The sequence below is a fragment of the Bradyrhizobium sp. AUGA SZCCT0176 genome (genome assembly GCF_018130145.1).
Taxonomy (GTDB): Bacteria; Pseudomonadota; Alphaproteobacteria; order Rhizobiales; family Xanthobacteraceae; genus Bradyrhizobium.
The window spans coordinates 44,627-64,743 of the sequence record NZ_JAFCMB010000009.1 but is presented as its reverse complement, the minus strand read 5'-3'; the positions used below and the strand labels follow the sequence as shown (position 1 = coordinate 64,743).

General features: G+C 63.6%; 21 protein-coding genes. 13 read left to right on the top strand and 8 right to left on the bottom strand.

Annotated features, from left to right (window positions below):
• Window positions 1-180: 180 nt before the first annotated feature.
• Window positions 181-1,713, top strand: coding sequence for a porin (locus JQ600_RS21610; protein ID WP_212385934.1), 1,533 nt, complete (start codon window positions 181-183; stop codon window positions 1,711-1,713).
• Between the two features lie 7 nt (window positions 1,714-1,720).
• On the opposite strand, the gene JQ600_RS21605 is transcribed toward JQ600_RS21610, so the two are convergent.
• The gene (locus JQ600_RS21605) at window positions 1,721-2,632 is read right to left on the bottom strand and encodes a LysR substrate-binding domain-containing protein (protein WP_212268160.1); all 912 of its coding nucleotides are present in this window, start codon (window positions 2,630-2,632) and stop codon (window positions 1,721-1,723) included.
• Between the two features lie 254 nt (window positions 2,633-2,886).
• Between JQ600_RS21605 and JQ600_RS21600 the strand changes: the two genes are divergently transcribed.
• The 9 genes from JQ600_RS21600 to JQ600_RS21560 all read left to right on the top strand — a co-directional run bounded on the left by JQ600_RS21600 (window position 2,887) and on the right by JQ600_RS21560 (window position 11,147).
• Window positions 2,887-3,921 carry an ABC transporter substrate-binding protein gene (locus JQ600_RS21600; protein ID WP_212385935.1) on the top strand — a complete coding sequence of 345 codons (1,035 nt, stop codon included), beginning with the start codon at window positions 2,887-2,889 and terminating at the stop codon, window positions 3,919-3,921.
• A gap of 111 nt (window positions 3,922-4,032) precedes the next feature.
• A complete protein-coding gene (locus tag JQ600_RS21595; RefSeq protein WP_212385936.1) occupies window positions 4,033-5,076 on the top strand; it encodes an ABC transporter ATP-binding protein in 1,044 nt (347 codons plus the stop codon).
• Complete coding sequence (locus tag JQ600_RS21590) at window positions 5,073-5,954, top strand: ABC transporter permease (protein ID WP_212385937.1); 882 nt, start codon at window positions 5,073-5,075, stop codon at window positions 5,952-5,954. The genes JQ600_RS21595 and JQ600_RS21590 overlap by 4 nt, the downstream gene beginning before the upstream one ends.
• On the top strand, window positions 5,951-6,757 hold the full coding sequence (locus JQ600_RS21585) for an ABC transporter permease (protein ID WP_212268154.1): 807 nt from the start codon (window positions 5,951-5,953) through the stop codon (window positions 6,755-6,757). The genes JQ600_RS21590 and JQ600_RS21585 overlap by 4 nt, the downstream gene beginning before the upstream one ends.
• A gap of 10 nt (window positions 6,758-6,767) precedes the next feature.
• Window positions 6,768-7,907, top strand: coding sequence for an FAD-binding oxidoreductase (locus JQ600_RS21580; RefSeq protein ID WP_212490087.1), 1,140 nt, complete (start codon window positions 6,768-6,770; stop codon window positions 7,905-7,907).
• A 44-nt stretch (window positions 7,908-7,951) separates the two neighbouring features.
• On the top strand, window positions 7,952-8,248 hold the full coding sequence (locus JQ600_RS21575; RefSeq protein WP_212385939.1) for a (2Fe-2S)-binding protein: 297 nt from the start codon (window positions 7,952-7,954) through the stop codon (window positions 8,246-8,248).
• Window positions 8,245-9,663, top strand: a complete 1,419-nt coding sequence (locus JQ600_RS21570) for an NAD(P)/FAD-dependent oxidoreductase (protein WP_212385940.1) — start codon at window positions 8,245-8,247, stop codon at window positions 9,661-9,663. The genes JQ600_RS21575 and JQ600_RS21570 overlap by 4 nt, the downstream gene beginning before the upstream one ends.
• Entirely contained in the window at window positions 9,660-10,781 is a 1,122-nt protein-coding gene (locus tag JQ600_RS21565; protein WP_212385941.1) for an FAD-binding oxidoreductase, read from the top strand. Before JQ600_RS21570 ends, JQ600_RS21565 begins: the two co-directional genes overlap by 4 nt.
• Window positions 10,782-10,799: 18 nt before the next feature.
• A complete protein-coding gene (locus JQ600_RS21560) occupies window positions 10,800-11,147 on the top strand; it encodes a RidA family protein (protein ID WP_192734959.1) in 348 nt (115 codons plus the stop codon).
• Between the two features lie 560 nt (window positions 11,148-11,707).
• On the opposite strand, the gene JQ600_RS21555 is transcribed toward JQ600_RS21560, so the two are convergent.
• From JQ600_RS21555 to JQ600_RS21525, 7 genes are all read right to left on the bottom strand, one after another.
• On the bottom strand, window positions 11,708-12,448 hold the full coding sequence (locus JQ600_RS21555) for a DUF3750 domain-containing protein (RefSeq protein WP_212385942.1): 741 nt from the start codon (window positions 12,446-12,448) through the stop codon (window positions 11,708-11,710).
• 169 nt (window positions 12,449-12,617) lie between these two features.
• Window positions 12,618-13,499 (bottom strand): MBL fold metallo-hydrolase, encoded by an 882-nt coding sequence (locus JQ600_RS21550; protein WP_212385943.1) that lies wholly within the window; start codon window positions 13,497-13,499, stop codon window positions 12,618-12,620.
• Between the two features lie 42 nt (window positions 13,500-13,541).
• Window positions 13,542-14,333 carry an alpha/beta fold hydrolase gene (locus tag JQ600_RS21545; RefSeq protein WP_212385944.1) on the bottom strand — a complete coding sequence of 264 codons (792 nt, stop codon included), beginning with the start codon at window positions 14,331-14,333 and terminating at the stop codon, window positions 13,542-13,544.
• A 106-nt stretch (window positions 14,334-14,439) separates the two neighbouring features.
• Window positions 14,440-14,889, bottom strand: a complete 450-nt coding sequence (locus tag JQ600_RS21540) for a nuclear transport factor 2 family protein (RefSeq protein WP_212385945.1) — start codon at window positions 14,887-14,889, stop codon at window positions 14,440-14,442.
• Between the two features lie 312 nt (window positions 14,890-15,201).
• Entirely contained in the window at window positions 15,202-15,396 is a 195-nt protein-coding gene (locus JQ600_RS21535) for a hypothetical protein (RefSeq protein ID WP_212385946.1), read from the bottom strand.
• 83 nt (window positions 15,397-15,479) lie between these two features.
• The gene (locus tag JQ600_RS21530; RefSeq protein WP_212385947.1) at window positions 15,480-15,812 is read right to left on the bottom strand and encodes a hypothetical protein; all 333 of its coding nucleotides are present in this window, start codon (window positions 15,810-15,812) and stop codon (window positions 15,480-15,482) included.
• Window positions 15,813-15,961: 149 nt separating this feature from the next.
• Window positions 15,962-17,431 (bottom strand): mannitol dehydrogenase family protein, encoded by a 1,470-nt coding sequence (locus JQ600_RS21525; RefSeq protein ID WP_212385948.1) that lies wholly within the window; start codon window positions 17,429-17,431, stop codon window positions 15,962-15,964.
• 187 nt (window positions 17,432-17,618) lie between these two features.
• Here JQ600_RS21525 and JQ600_RS21520 point away from each other — a divergent pair, with 187 nt between their 5' ends.
• The 3 genes from JQ600_RS21520 to JQ600_RS21510 all read left to right on the top strand — a co-directional run bounded on the left by JQ600_RS21520 (window position 17,619) and on the right by JQ600_RS21510 (window position 20,116).
• Window positions 17,619-18,353, top strand: a complete 735-nt coding sequence (locus JQ600_RS21520) for a FadR/GntR family transcriptional regulator (RefSeq protein ID WP_212385949.1) — start codon at window positions 17,619-17,621, stop codon at window positions 18,351-18,353.
• Between the two features lie 77 nt (window positions 18,354-18,430).
• On the top strand, window positions 18,431-19,408 hold the full coding sequence (locus JQ600_RS21515) for a sialic acid TRAP transporter substrate-binding protein SiaP (protein ID WP_212268133.1): 978 nt from the start codon (window positions 18,431-18,433) through the stop codon (window positions 19,406-19,408).
• Between the two features lie 129 nt (window positions 19,409-19,537).
• Window positions 19,538-20,116: a TRAP transporter small permease gene (locus JQ600_RS21510; protein ID WP_212268131.1), complete on the top strand. Its 579-nt coding sequence runs from the start codon at window positions 19,538-19,540 to the stop codon at window positions 20,114-20,116.
• The last annotated feature ends 1 nt before the right edge of the window (window position 20,117 follow it).

Here is a 20,117-nt window from a genome sequence, read left to right as displayed (position 1 = left end):
TTTATGAGGGAAGCCGGTCCCTGTGCCTTTCGCGTAACACTCTCCAGGAAAGAAGTCTGAAGACACATGTGCTGACTGTCCGGTGCTTGGATCGTTACCTAAATCTGTGACCTAAGATAATCGAATCGTTTCGGAGCGAGGCCTGAACGAGGTCCCTCCGAAACAGCAGGGAAGCGGACCATGAAGTCAATCAACAGCGCAGTGCTTGCCTCGGTAGCATGTCTCGTCGCCACGGGCGGAGCCCAGGCCGCGGATCTTCCAGTCAAGGCCAAGGCGGTCGAATATGTCAGGATATGCTCCCTCTATGGAAATGGCTTCTACTTCATCCCGGGTACCGACACCTGCTTCAAGCTCGGCGGATACCTGCGCGCCGATGTCACCTTCAACGGCGGTGGCATTCAGGGCACCCCGGCCTGGAGTGGCGCCGCGGGTCAAAAAAGCCGGCTGAGCAACTACTATTTCGCGCGCGCCCGCGAAAACCTCAACATCGATACGCGTACCGCGACCGAATATGGTGTGCTCCGTACATACTTCGATGCGAATTTCTCCTGGACCTCGGGTACCTATGCCTCCACCGGCGCTGGCGGCACCGTTTACTCTGCGGCCGCCCAGGCTGGTGGCTTTGGTGGTGTTGGTAACCCCTCTGACGGCGGTCTATCCGGTGGTTCGTTCGCCCTCAACCTCGCGTTCATCCAGTTCGCCGGCTTCACGATCGGCAGGGCAATATCCCAGTTCGACACACCATTCGCCGGCTATCCCGCCAACATCACTGACGCGCTGCTCGGCGGCCACTCCGACACGACAGGCGTGAACCAGTTCTCCTATACGGCGGATTTTGGTCAGGGCATCACCGGTGCGATCTCGTTGCAGGATCAAGTCACCTACTACCAGACCAATTTGTGGAACGCGTCCACCCTCACCGCGGCCAACTTCGCGGGCGGCGTGTATGGCGCCAATGCCTTCGGCGGCACGCGGTCTCCGGACATCGTCGGCATGCTTCGCGTCGACCAGGCTTGGGGCATGTTCCAGGCCTCGGTAGCCGCGCACAACATCCACGCGGCCTATTACGGCGGGACAGAAACTTCAGGTCATCCCAGCGACAAGTGGGGCTGGGCTGGTCAACTGGCCATGACGATCAAGAACCTGCCGACCGGCCCGGGCGACGACATCGATATTTCATTTGGCTATTCGGACGGTGCCAGCCGTTACGTCTGGCAGAGTCTGGTCGCGCCCACCGTCGCCATGTATGGCAGCAGCGGCCTGGCTGGCGTTTACCAAGGGCTGAGTATTGGGGGCGTTTCTGACGGCATTTTCACGACCGGCAATGGGATCGAGACGACCAAGCTGTGGGGCTTTCGTACGGGCTACACGCACAACTGGAACGACCAGTGGAATTCTGCGCTCTTCGGCTCCTACACGTCGGTCAGCTACAATGCCACGGCAAGAGGTTATATCTGCGCCACCGTCGCCACCTTCCTGACGCCCGGCTCGACCTGCAACCCGAACTTCAACGTCGCGCAGATCGGCGCCAACACGCGCTGGTCCCCGGTGAAGAACCTCACTTTCACCGGTGAGCTGATGTACACGCTGGTGGATCAGCAATATTCCGGCGTCGCCGCCTTGCCGGCCGTCAGTGTCAAGCCGGCAGCCCTGTACGAACTCAAGGATCAGGGCACATTGTCTCTCGCCTTCCGCGCCCAGCGTAACTGGTAAGACGGGCCTACGCTTGCGGCGGGTTGCTCATCTCGCTGAGCGACTGCCGCATGGCTTCCACCAGGTCCAAAGCCACTGGCGAGGGACTGCGCTGTGGCGGAAACACCGCAGCGAATTCGAAATCGATCCGCGGCAGGAAAGGGCGCGCCACGACGCCGCGGCTCTCGAACTCCTGCGCCGTAAAGGGATCGCAGATCGCAACCCCGAGCCCGGATGACACCAGCCCGCACATGATCTCGGACAGGCTGGTCTCGACCCGAAGAACCCGGCGGACATCGTCGCGATTGAAGGCCTGGTCGATCAGATGCCGGCCGGTCGATCCCGCCGTCAGCGACACGAAGGTCTCACCTTCGAAATCGCGCGGCTGCAGCGTCGCCTTGGCCGCGAGCCGGTGTCCGGCTGGCAGAACCGCGACGCGGGCCGGCGCCGGCAACCGCACGCTCGACAGGCCTGCATGGGCGATCGGCACTTCGGCGAAGCCGATGTCACACTGGTTGTTCAACACCCAGTCGACCACGATCGGTGAGATCACGCCGAAGAACGACAGATTGAGGTTTGGCCGCTCCATCAGGAATCGCCCGGACAGCCTCGGCAGATAGCCGTTGGACAGCGCCGGCAGGGCCGCGATCCGCAGCGTGCCGGTCCGGCGGCTGCGGATTTCCTCGGCTGCCGCCGCGATCCGCTCCAGACCGACGAAGGACCGTTCGACCTCCATGTAGAGCGCCGTCGCGGCAGCCCTCGGCACCAGTCCGGTGCCGCGCTTGTCGAACAGCTCCATTTTCAGCAGCGCCTGGAAGTCGCGCAGCAACCGGCTGACGGCCGGCTGCGTCACAGCCATCAGCTTTGCCGCTTCCGTCACGCTGCCTGTCAGCATCATCGCGCGGAAGGCCTCGACCTGCCGCGAATTGATCCGCGCCATCTTCACTCCATCCATAACATTCTGGCATGAAGAGGGTGCCATTATTAATTGGACGACGAAAGCGTGGATTGCGATCTTTTTCATCAAGGGTGGAGGTAGCTGATTTTTTGGGCGACGCCGGTCGGGAGCGGACCGGTGAAGGCCAAATTTCCACGCGGATCCGAAGTTGCGTCGTACCGCGATACCGAGAGCCGGTCAGAACAAGGATGCGCTCTGGATGTTACCCACAAACGGACTATTGGAGATCAATCGATATGAAGCATCTCGCCCTTGTCGGAGCCGTCAGCATTGCCGCGATCGCCTTAGCCCCGACGGCGGGTCTGGCGCAGCAGAAGACGCTCTATGTCGCCGGTTACGGCGGCTCGTTTGAGAAGACGATCCGCGACGAGGTCATCCCGGCCTTCGAAAAGGCGAACGGCGTCAAGGTCGAATATGTCGCCGGCAACTCGACCGACACGCTCGCCAAGCTGCAGGCGCAGAAGGGCAACCAGCAGATCGATGTGGCGATCGTCGATGACGGTCCGATGTACCAGGCCATCCAGCTCGGCTTCTGCGGCAAGCTCGAAGGCCTTCCCGCTGATATCTACGAGGCCGCACGCTTCAAGGACGACCGCGCGGTTGGCATTGGTCTGGTCGCAACCGGCCTGATGTACAACACCAAGATCTTCGCGGAGAAAGGCTGGGCACCGCCGACCTCCTGGAACGATCTCAAGGATCCAAAATATCAGAAGCAACTGGTCATTCCGCCCATCAACAACACCTATGGTCTGCACACATTGCTGATGCTCGCCCGGATGAACGGTGGCAGCGAGGCCAACGTCGACGCCGGCTTCAAGATCATCAAGGCTGACGTCAATCCGAACGTGCTGGCCTATGAGCCTTCGCCGGGCAAGATGACCGAGCTGTTCCAGTCCGGCCAGGCCGTGTTGGCCGTGTGGGGCACGGCCCGGGTCCAGAGCTTCGCCAACACCGGCTTCCCCGTCGACTTCGTCTATCCGAAGGAAGGTGCGGCCACGCTGCTGACGACCGCCTGTCCGATCACCAAGCCAAACGCATCGCCGCTTGCCTCGGCATTCGTCAAGACGCTGCTCGAGCCGAAAATACAGCTCGTGCTGCTGAAGGACTACGGCTACGGCCCGGTATTGAAGTCGGTCGTGGTCCCGCCGGAGCTCGGCAAGATGGCGCCGATCGGCGAGCGCGCCGCAAAACTCTATACGCCCGACTGGACCGTCATCAACGACAAGCGCGAGGAATGGACCAAGCGCTGGAATCGCGAGGTCGAGCGCTGAGCCAAGAGCTGAGCCACAGCTCGGCGCCGGCGGACACGATTTCGGCGATGGCTCCGCGCGACGCCGCAGGCCCATCGTCGCGCTTTGCCACAGCAGCACCCGGAAGCATCCATGTCCTTTCTTGAGCTCGACCGTGTCGCAAAACAGTTCGGCGCGCAGACTGTGGTCGATGACTTCAGTCTGACCGTCGGCAAGGGCGAGTTCGTCTCCTTCCTCGGTCCGTCGGGCTGTGGCAAGACCACGACACTGCAGATGATCGCGGGCTTCCTCGATCCCACGCGCGGCGCGATTCGGCTCGAGGGACACGACCTGACCGTGGTGCAGCCGGCGAAGCGCGGGCTCGGCATCGTATTTCAGAGTTATGCGCTGTTCCCGCATATGACGGCGGCCGAGAACGTCGCCTTTGGCCTCGAGATGCGGCGCGTGCCGCGGTCCGAGTGCAGCGAGCGCGTCCGCGCCACGCTGGCCATGGTCGGGCTCGCCGGCTACGAGGAGCGTTATCCGCGCCGGATGTCCGGCGGTCAGCAGCAACGCGTCGCGCTTGCCCGCGCGCTCGTGATCCGGCCGAGCGTGCTGCTGCTCGACGAGCCGCTGTCGAACCTCGACGCCAAGCTGCGCGAGGAGATGCAGATCGAGCTGCGCCAGATCCAGCGAAATCTCGGCACCACCACGATTCTCGTCACCCACGACCAGAACGAGGCGATGTCGCTGTCCGACCGGATTGTGGTGATGAGCCAGGGCCGCATCGAGCAGATCGGAACGCCGCAGGAAACCTATGAGCGGCCGGCTTCCGCCTTCGTGTCCCAGTTCCTCGGCAAGACCAATGATTTCGCCGCGACCATCGACCGGACCGCCACGCCGGGACAGCTGATCGCGGGCTCTTGGAGCGCGCCGGCGCCGGCCGGCCTTGCGGGTCCGGTGACGGTCAGCATCCGCCCGGAAAGGATCGGCTTCGGCGACGCCGGGCTCGCGGCGAAGATCGTCACCCGCATCTTCCAGGGCAATCACTGGCTGTTCCAGTGCGAGAGCGAATGCGGCGCGGTGATCGTGATCCGCCAGAACGACGGCCAGCCGCAACCCGCGGAGGGCGAGGCCGTCCGGCTCGCCTGGCGGCCGGAGGACATGAGCCTGCGCCGCGCCGGAGGCGCCGCATGAGCGCAGCACCTGCGACGGACGGGCGCGATGCGCGCACGGCGTGGCTGCTGACCGCGCCCGCGCTGATGCTGTTCGTCGGCGTTCTGGTGATTCCGCTTGCCATGACGGTGATGCTCTCGTTCCACGACTGGGGCCAGTACAAGGGCATCGAGCCGGTCTTCATCCTGAAGAACTGGCACGAGGTCGCCACCGATCCCTATTTTGCCGAGATGTTCTGGCGGACGTTCCGCATCGCGCTGCTGACGACGCTGATCACCGCCGTGCTCGGCGCGCCGGAGGCCTACATCCTCAACCGCATGAGCGGACGCTGGAAGAGCTTCTTCCTGCTGGTGATCCTTGGCCCGTTGCTGATCTCCGTGGTGGCGCGCACGCTGGGCTGGGCGCTGCTGTTCGGCGGCAATAACGGGCTGGTCAACAAGCTCCTGATGTCGCTCGGACTGATCGGCTCGCCGCTGCCCTTCATGTTCACCGAGACCGGCATCGTCATCGCACTCGCGCATGTGATGATGCCGTTCATGGTGCTGTCGGTCTGGGCCGCGCTGCAGCGCGTCGACCCGCAGATCGAGAACGCCGCTCTGTCGCTCGGCGCCGGCCCGTTCACGATCATCCGCCGCATCGTGCTGCCGCAGATCATGCCGGGCGTGTTGTCGGGCGCGATCATCGTGTTCTCGCTGTCGGCCAGCGCTTTCGCGACGCCCGCCATCATCGGTGGCCGCCGGCTCAAGGTCGCGGCGACGCTCGCCTATGACGAGTTTCTCAACACGCTGAACTGGCCGCTCGGTGCGGCGGTGGCGGTCCTGCTGCTGGTGGCGCTGGTGCTGATCGTCGTCGGCAGCAACGCGCTGATCGAGCGGCGCTATGCCGAGGTGTTCCGATGAGGACCAACGGCCCGCTCGCGCTGATCTTCCATACGATCTTCGTTGTCGTCATGCTGGCGCCGATCCTGGTGGTCTGCCTCGTCGCTTTCACGCCCGAGGGCTATTTGTCGCTGCCGACCACCAGTTTCTCGCTGCGCTGGTTCAGGGCGATCGCGAACTATCCCGAGTTCGTCCATGCGTTCTGGGTGAGCCTCGGGTTGGGTGCGCTGTCCTCGCTGGTGGCGGTGCTGTTCGCGGTGCCGGCGGCGCTTGCCATCGCGCGTTACAGTTTTCGTGGCCGCGACACGCTCGCAGCGTTGTTCCTGTCGCCGCTGATGATCCCGCATGTCGTGCTCGGCATCGCCTTCCTGCGCTTCTTCACGGCGATCGGCATTGGCGGCAGTTTCGCAGGATTGCTGGTCGCGCATGTGGTGGTGGTGTTTCCGTTCGCATTGCGGCTGACGCTGGCCGCGGCGACCGGCATGGATCGCTCGATCGAGATGGCCGCGGTCTCGCTCGGCGCCGGCGATTGGACGCTGTTCCGCCGCGTGACGCTGCCGCTGATCCTGCCGGGCGTCATCAGCGGCTGGGCGCTCGCCTTTATTCAGTCCTTTGACGATCTGACCATGACCGTCTTCCTGGCCACACCCGGCACCGAGACGCTGCCGGTTCGCATGTTCCTTTACATCCAGGACAACATCGATCCGCTGGTGACGTCAGTCTCGGCCAGCGTGATCGCGATCACCATGACCGCCCTGATCCTGCTCGACCGCTTCTACGGGCTCGACCGCGTGCTGGCCGGCAAGAACGACCCGGGGCGCTAGGAGAACCCATATGTCAAAAGACTATGACGTCGCGGTCGTGGGCGGCGGACTGCTCGGCTCCGCTATCGCCTGGGGTCTTGGCCGGCTCGGAAAGCGGGTCGTTGTCCTCGACGAGGGCGACATCGCCAAGCGCGCCTCGCGGGCAAACTTCGCGCTGGTCTGGGTGCAGAGCAAGGGCCTCGGCATGCCGGCCTATACCGGCTGGACCATGCGGGCCTCCGAAACCTGGGGCAAGCTCGCCGCCGAATTGAAGAACCAGACCGGGCTCGACGTCGCCCTGCAGCAGAATGGCGGTTTCCACCTGACGCTTGGCGAGAATGAGTTTGCGCAGCGCGCGCAGCTTGTGACGCGCATGCACAACCAGGTCGGCGCGGCTGACTACAGGATGGAGATGCTGTCGGCCTCCGAGGTCAAGAAGATGCTGCCGCTGATCGGGCCGGAGGTCTCCGGCGGCAGCTTCTGCCCCTGGGACGGGCACGTCAATTCGCTGCGCACCTTCCGCGCCTTCCACACTGGGCTGAAATTGTTCGGCATCGACTATTTTCCCGAGCGGCCGGTCTCGGCGATCGCGCGGCGCGGCGGCGAATTCCGGCTCTCGACGCAGCAGGGCGAGATCCGCGCCGGCAAGGTCGTGCTCTCCGCCGGCAACGCCAACCAGTCGCTGGCGCCGATGGTCGGCCTGTCGGCGCCGATGGGCCCGACCCGCGGCCAGATCGTGGTGACCGAGCGCACCATGCCGTTCCTGCCGCATCCTTTGACCACCATTCGCCAGACCGACGAGGGCACGGTGATGATCGGCGACAGCAAGGAAGATCAGCTCGACGATCGCACGCTGAACCATGCGGTCAGCGCCGTGATGGCGGATCGGGCGCAGCGCACGTTTCCGCATCTGGCGCGCCTCAACGTCGTGCGCACCTGGTCCGGCATCCGCGTGATGCCGCAGGATGGTTTCCCGATTTACGATCAGTCGGAGAGCGCGCCGGGCGCTTTCGTCACCTGCTGTCATTCCGGCGTGACGCTGGCTTCCAACCACGCCTTCGAGATTGCGCGGATGGTGGCGGCGGGCGCGCTCGAACCGGAATTGGTCGGCGCGTTCTCGGCCCGCCGCTTCGACGCGAACCATGCTGCGGCAGGCAGCGGCTATTACTGACATCGATACGACCCGAACGCGACAGAAGGGCGAAGAGGCAGCCAATGTTCAAACGATCCGATCAGGACAGCAGACCATCCGTGCACATCGTCGTGGACGGGGCCGCCGTCGCGGCGCGCGAGGGCGATACGGTTTCCGCAGCATTGCTTGCCTCCGGCCGTGATGTGCGCCGCGCGACCGCAGTGAGCGGCGCGCCGCGATTGCCCTATTGCATGATGGGCGTGTGCTTCGACTGCCTCGTCACCATCGATGGCGTCGGCAATCGGCAAGGCTGCCTGGTGCCCGTTGCCGAGGGCATGCAGATCGAAATCCAGAAGGGCAAGCGGGAGATCGGCCGATGAATACGACACCCAGGCGCGACAGCTATGATGTCGTGGTGATCGGAGCAGGGCCTGCCGGGCTCGCCGCCGCCGCGACCGCGGCCGAGGCGGGCCTCTCGGCGCTGCTGCTCGACGAGAATGCCGGCCCCGGCGGCCAGGTCTGGCGCGCCATCGCCTCGACCCCGGTCACGGAACGCGGCCATCTCGGCGCCGACTATTGGGCCGGCACCGAACTTGTCGAGGCGGTGCGATCGAGCGGCGCGGAAATCATCCAGCGCGCGACGGTCTGGAGCCTCGACCGCAATCTCGAAATCGGCATATCGCTCGGCGGCGCGTCGTGCTTCGTCAAGGCGCGTCGGGTGATTCTGGCGACGGGCGCGCTGGAGCGGCCGTTTCCGATTCCCGGCTGGACCCTCCCGGGCGTGATGACCGCAGGCGCCGCGCAGACGATGCTGAAGTCGTCGGGCCTCGTGCCGGACCGGCCGACGGTGATCGCGGGCCAGGGACCGCTGCTTTGGCTGCTCGCCGCGCAGATCCTGCGCCTCGGCGGCCGTATCGACCGCATCCTCGATACGACCGAGCGTCGCAACTATCTTGCCGCGCTGCCTCACGCCTTTGCCTTCATGACGTCGCCCTATTTCGCGAAGGGTTTGGCGTTGATGAAGCAGGTGCGCGCCAAAGTGCCTGTCGTGACTGGCGTCAGCGAACTTGCCGCCGTCGGCGACGGCCAGCTCGCAACCGTAACCTATCTGTCCGCCGGCCGGCGCGAGACGATCCCCGCCGAGTTGCTGCTGCTGCACCAGGGCGTAGTGCCCAACGTCAACCTCGCGATGGCAACAGGGATCGAGCATCGCTGGGATGATTTGCAACTGTGCTGGTCGCCGGTGCTCGATCGTGACGGCAACACATCAGTCGAGGGCATCGCGATCGCCGGCGACGGTGCCGGGATCGGCGGCGCGGAGGCCGCCATTGTCCGCGGCCGCATCGCTGCACGCGCCGCGGTCGAGGCGCTGGCGCCGGCTGCTGCTGCCAGGCTAGCACCGATGGCATCTTTCAACGCAGCGCTGGTAAGGGCCGAGCGCGGCCGCATTTTCCTCGACACGCTGTTCCGTCCGGCCCCACAGTTTCGCATCCCCTCTGATGACACCATCGTCTGCCGCTGCGAGGAGGTATCGGCCAAGGACATTCTCGACGCCGTCGCGATCGGCGCGACCGGTCCGAACCAGCTCAAAGCCTATCGCCGCACCGGAATGGGTCCCTGCCAGGGCCGGCTCTGCGGTCTGACGGTCACCGAGCTGATGGCGCAAGCCCGCGGCAAGAGTCCTCAGGAGATCGGCTACTACCGGCTGCGCGCACCGGTGAAGCCGATCACGCTGGCGGAGCTGGCGGCGGTGCCGAAGACAGAAGCCGACGTCAATGCAGTGGTGCGCGGATGACGAAGCTTGCGGATGCCATCATCGTCGGTGGCGGCATCCACGGATGCTCGACCGCGCTTCACCTGTGCCTCGCCGGCATGAAGCCGGTGCTGATCGAGAAGGACTATGCCGGCCGCCACGCCTCGGGCGTGAATGCCGGCGGCGTCCGCCAGCTTGCACGGCATGTCGCCGAGATCCCGCTCTCGATCCGCTCGATGGGAATTTGGGAGCGGATCGAAGAACTGGTCGACGATAGCTGCGGCTTCGAAAGCCACGGCCAGGTACTGGTTGCCGAGAACGATTCCGAATTCGATGCCTGTCGCGCGCGCGTCGCCGAGCTGAACGCGCTCGGCTTCACCCACGAGGAGCTGATCGACGGGCCGGAGCTGCGGCGGCTGGTGCCGGCGGTGGCGGAGAGCTGTCCCGGCGGCGTGGTGTCGCGGCGCGACGGCGCGGCCGAACCGGCCCGAACCACCACCGCGATCCGCCGCAAGGCCGAAGCGCTCGGCGCCACCGTCGTTGAGGGCGTCGCCGCGACCAACATTCGAAAGCAGGATGGGCTGTGGCGGGTCGATGTCGGTGCCGATAGCTATGCGGCGCCGGTGCTCGTCAATGCCGCCGGTGCGTGGGCCGGCCGCATCGCCGCTGATCTTGGCGAGCCGGTGCCGGTCGAGACCGTGGCGCCGATGCTGATGATCACCTCCCGCGTGCCGCATTTCATCGATCCCGTGGTGATCCTGCGCGGCCGCAAGCTGTCCTTCAAACAGTTCGCCAATGGCACGGTGCTGATCGGCGGCGGGCATCTGGCGACGCCGGACCAGGACCGCAACGAGACGGTGCTGGACTGGCGCAGTCTCGCCATCAGCGCCCGCACCGTGTTCGAATTATTTCCCGTGATGCGCAGCGCCACCATCGTGCGCGCGTGGGCCGGCATCGAGGCGCGGACGCGCGACGAACTGCCCGTCTTCGGCCCGAGCGCCCGCCATTCAGGGCTCTATCACCAGTTCGGCTTCTCGCTGCATGGCTTCCAGCTCGGCCCCGGCGCCGGCGCCGTGATGACGGAGCTGATCGCGAGCGGCGGCACCCAGACCCGGATCGGCGATCTCGGCATCGAGCGCTTTCATTCTTCCCCACCCTAGAACCAAGATGAGGACATCATGAATATCATCCGCAACATCCGCACCCCGATCATGCACCGCGCCGTTGAAGCCAACGGTTTTGTCTTTGTCGGCGGCACGATCGCCGATGACACCAGCGTTGCGATGGGCGAGCAGACCCGCAACATCCTCGGCAAGATCGCGGGCTATCTGAAAGAGGCGGGCACGGATCGATCGCGCGTCGTCAGCGCCTCGATCTTTGTGACGGATCTCTCGAAGAAGAAGGAGATGGACGCGGCCTGGACCGAATTCTTCGGCGACAATTTGCCGGCGCGCGCCACCGTCGGCGTGGCCGATCTCGGTGGCGGCGCCTTGATCGAGGTCGTGGTCACCGCGCTCAAGGGCTGAGGCGCGCATTTCCCTCTCGTTTCACCGGCTGACCGGTGAAACGAAGGGGACCGTGCGCGGTGCGGTTATTCTTCCGCGGGGCCGGCAAGGCTGCGACGGAGGCGCTGGGTTTCGCGCCACGTCTCATGAGCCTGTTTGCCAAAACGAGCGAGCCTGGCTGCGACCTGCATGATGATGAGTGTGACCATGGCTATCGGCCCGCTCTGGAGAACAAGCGATCAATCTGGCGCTCGGCATTATCGGACAGGTTTTGCAGCCCGTGGGCGGCAACGTATGTCTCTACAATGTGGGCAGCCCGCCGCTCATTGGATTCGATACGGACGCGCAACAATCTTGCAAGAAATGAAGGTTTTTTGGTCGGGGCAGAAAGCCAGGCCCCAGTGGTTAGAACATTCGCCATTAGATGGCTCCTTTTCGGAGTTGTCCTTGGGGCGAATTTCCTTCCTGATTCCTACATAGATATTGCAGCGCACAAATGCGAGGTCAAAAAGCGCGCATCAGGCATCAATTTTTGCCGCATCATCGGGTGAGCGACAATTCGGCACAAGGTTAACGGCGGGTTAAATTCCGGCCGTCATTCCCAATCGGCCGATGCCCGGAAATTTCAGCGCCGGCCGGCGAACATCGAATCCCAGCACCGCGCCGAGGAAGTTGATTTCGAAACCCTCGACCCATCCGATGGTGAGGCCGAGATAACCTCCGAGCGACGCAAAAACGCCGGTACCGGAAGCCGTCAGTCCGAATGACTTGCCCTCGTAGGGATAGTCTTTTCCGATCGCGGTGGGCGGCAGCACAGCCATCAGTTCGGGGACCGCATTGAGGACGGCCTGCACGAAGGTGTTGGAGTTCGGACCCGGCCACGGGCTGTAGTCGCCATAGGCCCGGAATCGATAATTTTCGACGACGTGACGAATCTTGGGAATGAGGCGACTTGCTTCCTCGCCATCGACCGCGACGATGGTTTCAGGGGTGGCGCCGAACCAGCGCGCATCGGCCGCGAAGCCGTTGGTGCGGATCGGCTCGCCCCAGGCGGTGTAGTCATAGCGGGTATAGGTCGCGGCGTTCTGCTCCTTGATAACGATCCAGGTGTGGATCGCGAAGATCGCCTTCCATCGCAGCGTGCGCGCGCCATAAATGCGAATGACCGCATCGGGATGGCGGGATGCCTCAGGCAAAAGCCCGGCGCTGGAGCGGTCCGCCGTCTGCCAGCTTCCACGCGGGTCATCGGACCAATAGCGGGCCGCCGATACACCGATCGGGAAAAAAACCAACGACAGAAAGATGATGACTGGTTTGATCAAGGGGGCGTCGGGAGTGATTGATATGGCGGACTACGATCCCTCATATAGTCCGCTTCTTTGTTTGCGCCAGTTTGGTACCCGGACTGGGCCCGGACAAAAAATCGCGTAACAACCCCATGCAAAGTAGAACGGGCTCCTGGTCACGCCACCCGGGCTGCGCTGCGTCCCGCTAGGCCAGATTGTGAACCCATGCCTCCGGATAAAGCGCATACGCGTCGCCACGGCGTGCAAGGCGCGAGAATGCGGGGAAATGCAGGTGCATCCCGGCGATCAGGATGCCGTCTGCGCTGACGCGATCGAACATGCGTTTTCGTGAGGCCGCTGCCGCGGCGAGATCGGTGTCGAAGGCCATGCCGGCTTCGGGAAACGCGGTCTGCACTTCCGGCACATGTACTGTGTCGCCCCAGATCATCAACTGATCATTATCGGATGCAACCAGATACGCGGTATGGCCGGGCGTATGCCCGAGGCTGGGTACGGCGGTCACGCCAGGAAAAACCTCGCCGTCTCGAAACAAACGCGTGCGTTCCTTGTAAGGCGCGACCTGCTCCCGGCCGGCGCCAAAATAGAGCTGCCTCGCTCGCTCGTCGACCTTGCTCATCTCGCCATCGTCAAACCAGTACGCCTGTTCGTTTTCGTGCATGACCAGTTCCGCGTTCGGAAAGTAGCGTTGACCGTTCGACATGTCGGTCAGGCCGGCGGAGTGATCCGGGTGCATGTGCGTGAGCAACACGGTGTCGATCGATTTCGGATCGATGCCGGCCGCCGCGAGATTGCGCTGAACGTGGCCTGCGGTCGGCTGCAGATAATTGCCCGATCCGGTGTCGACGATAGCGATGCGGCCCTTTGAGTGGATCAGGAACGTGTTGACGCTGGTTCGCCGCGCCGGCCGGAACGCGTCCTGGAGGATCCGACGTGCCTTCTCGACATCGACGTTGCGCATCACCTCGAGGTTACCGTCGAGATAGCCGTCGCTGATCGTGGTGACGACGATGTCCCCGATCTTGCGATGATAGACGCCGGGAATCTGCTGTGCGGGCTGCGAAGGCATGTTGGAAGACCCTGTGCGATGGAGGGGGGTGGCCGGGTGCGATCAGGCATCGACCGTTCTGAGGAAATCGGCGATGCAATCGGACAACAGATCGGGCGTTTGCACGGCCATGTAGTGGCCGGAGGGAATTTCGACGTAGCGGGCACCGGGGATCGTCTTGGCCGTGGCTTCCGCGAGCGCTGGCGGCCGCACGCGGTCAAAACTGCCGCCGATCACGAGCACGGGACAGCGGAGCCTAGCCAGTTCGTCCTGCATGTCGAGGCCGGCCAGCATGCGCCAGATCGTGGCGTAGCTCGCGGGATCGTTGCCGAGCCACCGCGCCCGGTATCGTTCAAAGCGCGTGATGTTGCCGCGAAGCTCCGGCGCATAACCATTCTGCATCGAATCGCCTACAGCGAAAGCCATGCCGGCGGCTTCGATCTTGAGGAGCCGTTCAAGCGCTGCCGTGCGTCGTTCAGGGGCGACGCAGGTGGCCGGACTGCTGACCGCGACCGCACTCGTGCGCTCGGGGTATCGGGCCGCGAAATGAAGTGCGATCGCGCCGCCGAGGGCGACGCCCGCCAGTGTGACCTTGCCGGCGATGCCGAGCGCATCGAGCAGGCCTGCGATGTCGTCGGCCATCGTATCGATGCCAAGCTCGCCGCGCACCTTCCCGGACATTCCCGCGCCTCTGGTGTCGTAGCGCAAGACCCGGCGTGATTCCGCGAACCGTGGCACGACGTCGTCAAAACTTTCGAGCGAGCCGGCCATTTCGTGCACCAGCACCAGGGTGCGGTCACCCTTGCCGCTGAGTTCGTAGCGTAGCGCCCCGCCGTTCAGTTCGATGAAGTCCATTCCAGATTCCCGGCTTCTTTTATTGACGCCTGCCAACGCACCAACAGCGCACGATGTGCGCTGTTGGTGGTCGATTGGCGGCGAAGGCCGTTACGAAGCGGGGCTGCTATCCGAGCTTGGTCGCCGAGCGCGACAGCAGTTTCCAGTCCGATCCCTGCTTCTGCCAGTTCATCAGAATGTGGAGGTTGGTGGAGCTCTTCTTGCCGTCGGCGACGGCTTCCTGCTCGCCGAGCCAGTGGAACCGGACGATCGCGGCCGGGCCGACGACGCGGATCGCGGGGTCCTTATAGGTCAGCGACAGCCACTTCGATTTTCCGCTGGTCGCGCCGGCGATGAAGGCCGCCTTGTCCTCGACCCGGCCATCCGAGTGGCTGTAGCTGAGTTCGGCTGCGCAAAGCGCGGCGAGCCCCTCAGCGTTGGCGGCGGCCTGCGCCGTGCGGAAGGCCTCGAGGTTCTTGGCGACCGCATCTTCATCGGCGCCGGCGAAGGCTGGCATCACGCCGAGAAGTCCGATGGCGAGTACCGGTAACGCAAGCTGACGACGATCGATGTCCATGGATTTCCTCCGTTGTTATGGTTTGAGACCGTGCGTTGTTTTTCTGCTGGCCGGGATTCGCGATCGGGGCAGGAGCCGGCCTGCGGACGCACGCGGTTGCGGTTTCCGCAGGGCCGATTGAAACACAGGGTTGTGTCTTCTGAAAGTATTATCAGCGGTGTGCGCTGCGAGAGGAAGCGAAGTCGCTCCCGTAGTCCGCGCCAGATTTGCAATCTTGGTGCTTGCAATCTGGCGAGCGTCAGCGTCAGGCGAGCAGAGGTTTTCGAATAGTTCTACGGCGGTTGTAAAATTCTGCCGCCATGCAGATCAGAATCAGACGAGCGCCGTCGGTTTTGGCGGATGGGCAGTCCGGGGATGATGATCGTGCAGGTAGGTTGCGAGCGTATTTGCAATGACGCCGTCATCGACGGCAGCCGCAAACAACATTTCCTGGGCGTCGCGCGACAGCTCCGGCCACATCTTCAGCGCGGCGTGACCGAGCAGCGCGGCGAACTTGTTTTCGTCCATCTCAAATCCTCAAGCGGTACCGGAAGCCGGGCGCGCCGAAGGCCGCAGATTTCTCTGCGGCCTCGACTTGCGAAATTGAAATCCTACCAGCGCGGTCCGGCGCCAAATCCAACACCGACTCCGCCCGGTCCCACGCCGATACCGACGCTCGGGCCGTCATTGTAATAGCCGCGGCGTTCAATGTATCGCTCGCGCGGAGCGTAATAATTGTAGCTGTCGCCGTATTCCCGCTCAACGACGACGCGGCGGCCGCCACGGGTACGGTAGCATTGGCCATATTCGTCGCACACCATTCTGACATGTTCGATGCCGTTATCCGGCATCACGGTAATGCCATTCGAGAGCGGTGCGGCCGTTGCGCCGGTAGCGAGCAGCGTGCCGGCGCCAATCGCGAGCACTACGATTAATTTCTTCATGACTGAACTCCTTCAGGTCGATGAACACCAACCCCACCGCTTACCGAATGTTCCCGGATTCGGAATGTTCCCGGCTACTCAATATTTGGCATTTGGCGCCGCGGAAATCGGAACCCTGCGAAGCAATGCGCCGCGACCAGCGCCGTCGCTTATGCTGGCCGCCAGGCCTGCACCGCCCGACGGGCGCCCAATTCGTAGAGCTGCGCCAGCGCGCGCGTCACCGCGTCGCGCAGGCGGGGGTCGTTTCCAAATTCGCCGAAGATCGAACTAACGTCGAGCAACGCCGGCGCCAGCCGATCTGCGACGGGGCCGGCTTTTTTGGCGATCGCGGCCAGGTGCGCCGCGAGGGGATCGCGGACATCGATCGCCTGTTCCTTTTCATCGCTGGCCGTGACGTAGCGCATCCAGCCTGCGACGGCGAGCGCATGCGTATCGATCGGCAAGCCCTGCCGCAGCCGGTCCTGCATCGTGCCGAGCAGCCGCTGCGGCAGTTTCTGCGATCCGTCCATCGCGATCTGCCAGGTGCGGTGACGCAGGGCGGGGTTGGCAAAGCGCTCGAGAAGCGAGGCGCTGTATCCCGCCAGGTCAGTCCCCTCGGGCATCGAAAGCGTCACGGCGGATTCTTGCATCACGCCATGGGCGAACGCCGCAAAGCGATCGTCAGTCATCGCAGCGGCAATGGTCTCATGGCCCGCGAGATAGCCGAGATAGGCCAGCGCCGAATGGCTGGCATTGAGCAGCCGCAGCTTCATGTGTTCGAACGGTGTCACATCAGTGACGAGCTGCACGCCGGCGCGTGCGAAATCGGGGCGGCCGGCCGGAAAATTGTCTTCGACGATCCATTGCGTGAACGGCTCTGATATCACGGGCCATGCGTCGGTCATGCCGAGTTCGGACGAGACCGCCGCGCGATCGGCGTCAGTGGTTTCGGGCACGATGCGATCGACCATCGTCGACGGGCAGGCGACGTGATCGGCGATCCACTTTCCAAGCTCGGGCGAGCGCAGGTGAGCGAACTGCGTCAGGATCCGTTTCACGGTATGGCCGTTGCCCGAAAGATTGTCGCAGGAGAGGACGGTGAAGGGCGCGATATCAGCCGCGCGGCGGCGCGCCAACGCGGCCACGATGAATCCCGGAGCCGATCGCGGTGCATCCGGGTTTGCGAGGTCGTGGACGATATCGGGATGGTCAGCGTTGAGTTCGCCGGTCTGCGGCGTGTGGCAATAGCCTTTCTCGGTGATCGTCAGCGAGACGATGCGCGTGGCGGGATCAGCCATGCGCGCGATCAATTGCGCGGGGTTGCTCTTGGCGACTTCCGTCTGCAGCACCGAGCCGATGATCCGGTGTTCAGTGCCCGCGCCGGAGCGAACGGCAACCGCATAGAGACAATCCTGCGGGGCGAGGGCGTCGTAGGTGTCCGAACTTCGAAGGCTGGCGCCGATGATTCCCCAGTCCGTCGCGCCGTTTGCGAGCAGGTCGTCGATCACGACCGCCTGGTGCGCACGGTGGAAGGCGCCGATTCCGAGATGGACGATGCCTGATGTGACCCGTGCCCGGTCGTAACCGGGGCGGCGGATATGGCCGGGGAGCCGGGCGAGGCTGGCGTTCGAGAGGCGCAAATCGGCCTCCTTGCGGTTGGAATGGCGGAATTTTCGCCATTCGCCTTGACATAGCGCGGCCGTAAGGTCAATGTTTGGTCAATTGGTAAGGCCAATTTACCGATTAGTCGGTTTGGCTTGGACCAGCCGATTGGCCAGAGCCAACTAGAAAAGAATCGATCCACGAGGTCGTTCGGAGGAAACCAGCGTGCCGTTAGAGGCAGTGGAAGCGCGACGCCTATACCGCCAGGTTGCCGATCAGCTGCGCGCCTTGATCGACAGCGGCGAATACGCCGTCGGCTCCAGGCTCCCGACCGAACGCGATATCGCCGAACAATTGAAGGTCTCCCGTCCCACCGTGCGCGAAGCGCTGATCGCGCTCGAAGTCGAAGGACGTGTTCGCATTCGTGTCGGCTCCGGAATCTATGTCAGCGACCCGGCCGCGCTTGCCACGCCTTTGCCGGCCTCCGCAATGATCGAAGGGCCGTTTGAATTGCTGCGCGCCCGCGAATTCATCGAAGGCGCCATCGCCGAGCAGGCGGCGAGGGTGGCGAAGCCGGAAGATATCGCGCGCATCGACGCCTCGCTGCTGGCGATGGCAAACACCCAGCATCCCGGCGACGCCTCGATGATCCATGACCGCGCGTTCCATGTCGCGGTGGCGGGAAGTCTCGATAACGCCGTGCTGGTTCGCGTCGTCGGCGAACTGTTCGACCAGCGGCTCAATCCCTATTTCGCCAAGCTGGCGCATTATTTCGAGAACCCGGAATCCTGGGGCGCCGCGCTCAGTGAGCATCAGGCGATCCGCGACGCCATCGCCGCGCGCGATCCCGACGCCGCGCGCCTTACCATGCGCGAGCATCTGGCGCGTTCGCAGGAACGCTTTGCACAAAATTTTGGAACCGAAGCCCCATCCCCTCGCGCGCAGGCCAGGAGCGGCTGATCAGGTATTCGAACGGTTCGGCCAAATGGCTGAGACGGTTGAGTAAGAAAAGCAAATGTAACAACGGAGGAGATTTCATGTTGAAGAAATTGACGATTGTAGTGGCGGCTTCCGCTGCCGCGCTTGTTGCCGCCACCAGCGCCGGTATGGCGCAGACCAAACTCAAATGGGCGCACGTCTATGAGACGTCAGAGCCGTTCCACACCGCTTCGGTGTGGGCCGCGCAGGAGATCGGCAAGCGCACCAACGGCCGCTATGCGGTCGACGTCTATCCGGCCTCGCAGCTCGGCAAGGAAGCCGACATCAACCAGGGCCTTTCGCTGGGTTCGGTCGACATCATCATCTCCGGCTCCAGCTTCGCCGCCAAGAGCTTCCCGCCGATCGGCGTGACCTATTATCCCTACACCTTCCGCGATGCCGATCATCTCCTGGCCTACACCAAGAGCGATGTCTTCAAGGACCTCACCAAGGGCTATGAAGACAAGACCGGCCACCGCATCGTGGCGGTGACCTATTACGGCGTGCGTCACACTTCGTCGAACCGGCCGATCAAGGCCTGCGCGGACATGAAGGGCCTCAAGATACGCGTGCCCGACGTGCCGGCGTATCTGGCGATGCCGCGCGCCTGCGGCGCCAACACCGCGCCCATCGCCTTCGCCGAGGTTTACCTGGCGTTGCAGAACGGCACCGTGGAAGCCCAGGAAAATCCGCTCACCACCATCGAGGCGAAGAAGTTCTACGAGGTGCAGAAGCACATCGTGCTGACCGGTCACATCGTCGACCACCTCAACACGATCATTTCCGGTGGGCTCTGGAAGAAGCTCAGCGAAGAGGATCGCAAGATCTTCACCGAAGTGACCCAGGAAGCCGCTGCCAAGGCAACCGGCGAGATCAAGGTCAACGAAGCCAAGCTGGTCGATTTCTTCAAGCAGAAGGGTCTCACCGTCACCGAGGTCGACAAGGCCGCGTTCCGTGACACCGTGATCAAGACCACGAGCTTTGAAAGCTTCGACTACCGCAAGGCCGACTGGGATCGCATCCAGGCGGTGAAGTGACGACGAAGTCGTCATCCCGGGGCGACGCGTCAGCGTCGAACCCGGGATCTCCAGATTCCGGGTTCGGCTCTCCGAGCCGCCCCGGAATGACGTGAGTCAATCACGCGACGCGACTTGGGGATTAAACGCATGTCTACGGCTGAAGTGCACAAGCAGATCACGGCGGAGGAGATCGCGCATACGTTCGAGGACGAGGCGCCGAAGGGCGCCGACCTCAGTGGGTATGCGTTCGAAGACTGGCTGGCGCTCGCGATCTTCTGGATCATGGCGCTGTGCGTATTCCTGCAGTTCTTCACCCGCTATGTCCTCAACGACAGCTATGCCTGGACCGAGGAGATCGCGACCTATTGCCTGATCGGCGTGGTGTTTATCGGCTCGTCGATGTGCGTGCGGCTGTCGCGGCACATCCAGGTCGACCTGGTGTTCCGGTATCTGCCGCATGCGGCGGCGCGTGCGCTCTCGACCGTGATCGACCTGATCCGGATCGCGTTCTTCGGATATGCGATCAAGCTGGTCTGGGTCTACATCCAGATCATCGGCGAAGAGCGGATGACGACGATCAAGATTGAAAAAGGTTTTGTCTACTACGCCGTGTTGCTCGGCTTCGTGCTGATGTTCGGCCGCTCGATCCAGATCGCGATCGAAAACTGGCGGCGGGGCTATTCGATACTGGAGCGCCCCGGCGCGTTCGACGGAACGGAAGGCTGAC